The organism is Microbacterium sp. (genome assembly GCF_049661145.1).
GTDB lineage: Bacteria > Actinomycetota > Actinomycetes > Actinomycetales > Microbacteriaceae > Microbacterium.
Genome location: NZ_JBASZT010000405.1, coordinates 1 through 4237, shown reverse-complemented (window position 1 = coordinate 4237; position 4237 = coordinate 1). Strand labels below are relative to the sequence as shown.

Annotated in this window: 5 protein-coding genes; 2 read left to right on the top strand and 3 right to left on the bottom strand. The window is 72.7% G+C overall.

Translation table 11 applies throughout. The annotated features are described in order from the left end of the window. The first annotated feature begins 100 nt into the window (after positions 1-100). Positions 101-766 carry a response regulator gene (locus WBP48_RS16915; protein ID WP_424441908.1) on the top strand — a complete coding sequence of 222 codons (666 nt, stop codon included), beginning with the start codon at positions 101-103 and terminating at the stop codon, positions 764-766. A gap of 25 nt (positions 767-791) precedes the next feature. Here the strand turns inward: WBP48_RS16915 and WBP48_RS16910 are convergent, their stop codons facing one another. The 3 genes from WBP48_RS16910 to WBP48_RS16900 form a co-directional block, all read right to left on the bottom strand. Next, positions 792-1493, bottom strand: a complete 702-nt coding sequence (locus tag WBP48_RS16910) for a type 1 glutamine amidotransferase domain-containing protein (RefSeq protein WP_424441907.1) — start codon at positions 1491-1493, stop codon at positions 792-794. 101 nt (positions 1494-1594) lie between these two features. Next, positions 1595-2464 carry a LysR family transcriptional regulator gene (locus WBP48_RS16905; protein WP_424441906.1) on the bottom strand — a complete coding sequence of 290 codons (870 nt, stop codon included), beginning with the start codon at positions 2462-2464 and terminating at the stop codon, positions 1595-1597. Between the two features lie 8 nt (positions 2465-2472). Continuing rightward, positions 2473-2928: a MarR family winged helix-turn-helix transcriptional regulator gene (locus WBP48_RS16900; RefSeq protein ID WP_424441905.1), complete on the bottom strand. Its 456-nt coding sequence runs from the start codon at positions 2926-2928 to the stop codon at positions 2473-2475. Positions 2929-3045: 117 nt separating this feature from the next. Here WBP48_RS16900 and WBP48_RS16895 point away from each other — a divergent pair, with 117 nt between their 5' ends. Further along, positions 3046-4233, top strand: a complete 1188-nt coding sequence (locus WBP48_RS16895; RefSeq protein WP_424441904.1) for an MFS transporter — start codon at positions 3046-3048, stop codon at positions 4231-4233. Positions 4234-4237 lie beyond the last annotated feature (4 nt).

The window sequence follows — 4237 nt, the reverse complement described above, 5'->3', positions numbered from 1 at the left end:
CCGCGGGAGGGGCCGTCGTGTGGGGCCCCGACGCGGCGGGCGGGTACGCAGTGCGGCTGACGCTTCCGCTCCCGCCGCCGGAGCCCGAAGAGGCCGGTCCGTGAGCATCCGCGTGCTGATCGCAGACGATCAGGCCATGGTCCGGGCGGGGTTCGCCGCGCTGCTGGGCGCCGAGGCCGACTTCGAGGTCGTCGGGACGGCGTCGGACGGCGAGGAGGCCGTCGCGCTCGCGCAGGCGGTGAAGCCCGACGTCGTGCTGATGGATGTCCGGATGCCCGGCGTCGACGGGATCGAAGCCACCCGGCGGCTGATGGCCCTGCCCGCAGAGCGGGCGCACCCGCACGTGCTCATGCTGACGACCTTCGACATCGACGAGTACGTCTACGAGGCGATGCGTGCCGGTGCCAGTGGCTTTCTGCTGAAGGACTCCCCGCCCGCCGAGCTGGCCGCGGGAGTGCGGGTCGTCGCGCGCGGAGACGCGCTGCTGGACCCGGCCGTGACGCGGCGCGTGATCGAGCACTTCGTGCGCGCACGGGAGGCGGCGCCGGACCCCGTCGCGCTCCATGCGCTGACCCCGCGCGAGCGCGAGGTGCTCGTGCTCGTCGCGCGCGGGATGTCGAACCGCGAGATCGCCGGCGAGCTGGTGCTGGCCGAGCAGACGGTGAAGAGTCACGTCAGCAGGATCCTGACGAAGCTGCAGCTGCGGGACCGCGCCCAGGCCGTCGTCGCCGCCTACGAGTCCGGTCTCGTCGTGCCGAGCGAGTAGAAGACGAGGGCCCGCGCCCGGGGGCTCACGCGTCGAGCGCCGCGATCAGCGTCCGCGCCACGGCGTCGCTGGACTGCGGGTTCTGCCCGGAGATCAGGTTCCCGTCGACCACCACGTGCTCGGACCAGGGGGCGCCGTCCTCGACGAGTGCGCCGCGCTCGCGCAGCGCGTCGGCGACGAGCCACGGCGCGTTGGAGCCCAGGCCGCCCGTCAGCTCCTCCTCGTCGGTGAACACGGTGAGGCTGCGGCCGGCGAAGACGAGGGCGCCGTCGGCGTCCACCGCGCTGAGCAGTCCGGCCGGACCGTGGCAGAACGGGGCGATGAGTGTGCCGGCCGCGTCGGCCGCGCCGAGGATCGCGCCGAGGTCCGCATCGAAGGCGAGGTCGGCCATCGGCCCGTGACCGCCGGGCATCACGATCGCGTCGTAGTCCGCCGCCGCGACGGCATCCAGGGCCAGGGGCGCGCTCAGCTCGGCGGCGATCGAGGCGATGTAGGCGCGGAGGGCCTCGACCTTGAGCGGGTCGCCGACGACGTCGGCCGACAGCGAGCCGGGATCGACCGTCGGCGCCGCACCGCCGGGAGTGGCGATCGTGATCGTGTGCCCCGCGGCAGCGAGCTCGCGGTGCGCGACGACGAGCTCTTCGGCCCAGTAGCCGGTGGGGTGGGCCGTTCCATCCGCGAGGGTGAGGGCATCGGCCGCGGTCACGACCATCAGAATGTTCGACACGAGTCAGTCCTTTCGACAGACCCGATCATGACGCCCGGGCACGCCCGCCGCCCATCGGTATCCTGAAGGCATCCATCGGCGCATCGATGAGTGCCCGTCGATCACCGGATGAGCCGGCGCAGTTCCGCCGCGACGGCGCCGAGCGCCGGGTTCCGCTGAGCTTCCCGCCCGCGCGTCGCGAGGAAGATCGTGTTCAGCGGCGCGACCTGCGGGGTGTCCAGCGCGACGAGCGCGCCGGCGGCCAGGTCGTCGGCGATCAGATACGTCGGCAGGACCGACATGCCCAGCCCGGCGAGCACGACGGTGCGGATGCCGCGCAGGTCGGGGACGACGGCGACCAGGCGCATCCCGTCCGGCGCGCGGCCGAACACGCTGCGCCAGTAGCGCCGGACGATGGGGAGGTCTTCGGCGTAGGCGACGATCGGAACGTCCTCGAGCCCGGTGCCGAACCAGGTCGGCGCTGCGACGAGCACGAACTCCTCATCGTAGATCGGAGCGGCGGCCACACCGCGCCTGCGCGGCGGCACCGCACTCACGACGACGTCGACGGACCGGTCCACCAGCGCGTCCAGCAGGTCCTCGGCGAGTCCGAACCGGAGCCGCACGGGGGACCCGGCCGCGTCGATCAGCTGCGCGAGGTGGGGGATCACCATGGTCGAGAGCATCTCCGTCGCCCCGCCGACGATGACCGCGCGCGCCGGCGCGCCGCCCGCCCCGGGTGCGAGCGTCGCGTCCTCGATCGCGTCCAGATGACCGGCGACCTCCCGCGCGAGCTCGATCCCCTTCACCGTCGGTGAGACGCCGTCGCGATCGCGGTGGAACAGCGCGTAGCCGAGGGATGCCTCGAGCGCGCGGACATGGGCCGAGGCGGTCCCCTGCGACACCCCCAGCAGTGCCGCGCCGCGCGTCACGGAACCCGCGCGGTACACCGTGACGAAGGTGCGCAGCTGATCGAGGCTGGGGCGGGCCACCACAGGGCTCAGTCCGCGACGGGGAGCGCGACGTCGTGCAGCGCCGCGACGACGGGAGCCAGCTCGGGGCGGGATGCGGCGTCCTCGAGCGCGCGTTCGAGGGTCTCGTCGTGGATGGGGCGCGCGCGCTCGTAGAGCTCTCGCCCGGCCGGCGTGAGCTCCGTGTAGATCCCGCGCCGGTCGTCGGCGCAGAGCACCCGCGTGAGCAGCCCGCGGTCCTCCAGCCGGGTCACCAGACGGGTCGTCGCGCTTCCGCTCAGGGCCGTGGCCCGCGCCAGCTGCTGCATGCGCATGTGCCAGCCGTCCTGGCGGTCGAGCGCGTCGAGGACGGTGTACTCGACGACGGACAGGTCGACCGCGTCACCGAGGCTCCGCTCGAGCGCCGCCTCGAGCAATCCGTGCAGTGCGGCCAGGGTGCGCCACCCCTGCGCGCGTATCTCGACGGCGTCGTCCGCGATACCCATCCGGCATCCTCCCCCAATTGCTTGCTTGCGCGGGATAGTTGCGTGTGCAATCATTGCTCCCGCGTGTGCAATATCCAGCGCCTGCAACTACCCCTTCATCGTAACAGGAGAACCCCCATGCCACTGGGACTGCTCGCCCTCGCCGTCGGCGCGTTCGGGATCGGATTGACCGAGTTCGTGATCATGGGGCTGCTGCCGGAGATCGCCGCCGACTTCGCGGTCTCCGAGCCGGCCGCCGGATGGCTGATCTCGGGATACGCGCTGAGCGTCGTCGTCGGCGCCCTCGTGGTCACCGCGGCCACGACCCGGCTGCCCCGCAAGCCGGTGCTCCTGAGCCTCATGGTGCTGTTCATCGTCGGCAACCTGCTCACGGCGGTCGCCGACACGTACGGCGTCGCGATGCTCGGGCGGGTGGTCGCCGCCCTCTGCCACGGAGCGTTCTTCGGCATCGGCTCCGTCGTCGCGGCCTCGCTCGTCCCCGCGCAGCGCAAGGCCGGCGCGATCGCGATCATGTTCACCGGACTGACCGCCGCCAACGTGTTCGGCGTGCCGTTCGGCACCTTCCTCGGCCAGCAGCTCGGCTGGCGCTCCACGTTCTGGGCGATCGCCGCGATCGGCGTGGTCGCCGGCATCGGCATCGCCGCGCTGGTGCCGGCGTCGCACGGCGACGAGGCTCCGGTCAGCATCCGCCGCGAGCTCGCCGCGTTCCGGTCCGGGCAGGTCTGGCTCTCGCTCACGGTGACCGCCCTCGCCTTCGGCGGCATGTTCGGCGCGTTCACCTACATCGCCTACACGCTCACCGAGGTCGCCGGCTTCGCCACCGCGACCGTGCCGTGGCTGCTCGTGCTGTTCGGCGTCGGGCTGGTCATCGGCAACGGTCTCGGCGGACGGCTCGCCGACCGCTCGATCGACGGCACCCTCCTCTTCTTCATCGCCGCTCTCGTCGTCGTCCTGACGCTGTTCGCGCTGTTCGCGGGCTCCGCCGCCGCCACGATCGTCGCCCTGTTCCTCATGGGCGGCTTCGGGTTCGGCACCGTACCCGGGCTGCAGAGCCGCATCATGCATTACGCCGGCGCCGCGCCCACCCTCGCCTCCGGCGCCAACATCGGCGCCTTCAACATCGGCAACGCCCTCGGCGCCTGGGCCGGCGGCATCGGCATCGCCGCAGGCCTCGGCTACGCGTCCCCGATCTGGATCGGCGCGATCATCACCGCGGCGGCACTGGTCGTGATGGCCATCGCCGCCGCCGGCGCACGCCGCGCGGCGACCGTCCCGCCGGTCGCCGACGCCCTCGCCACCCACTGACCAC

Coding starts and splice junctions, on each gene's coding strand:
- WBP48_RS16900 (WP_424441905.1), bottom strand. CDS start 2,928: ATGGGTATCGCGGACGACGCCGTCGAGATACGCGCGCAGGGGTGGCGC.
- WBP48_RS16895 (WP_424441904.1), top strand. CDS start 3,046: ATGCCACTGGGACTGCTCGCCCTCGCCGTCGGCGCGTTCGGGATCGGA.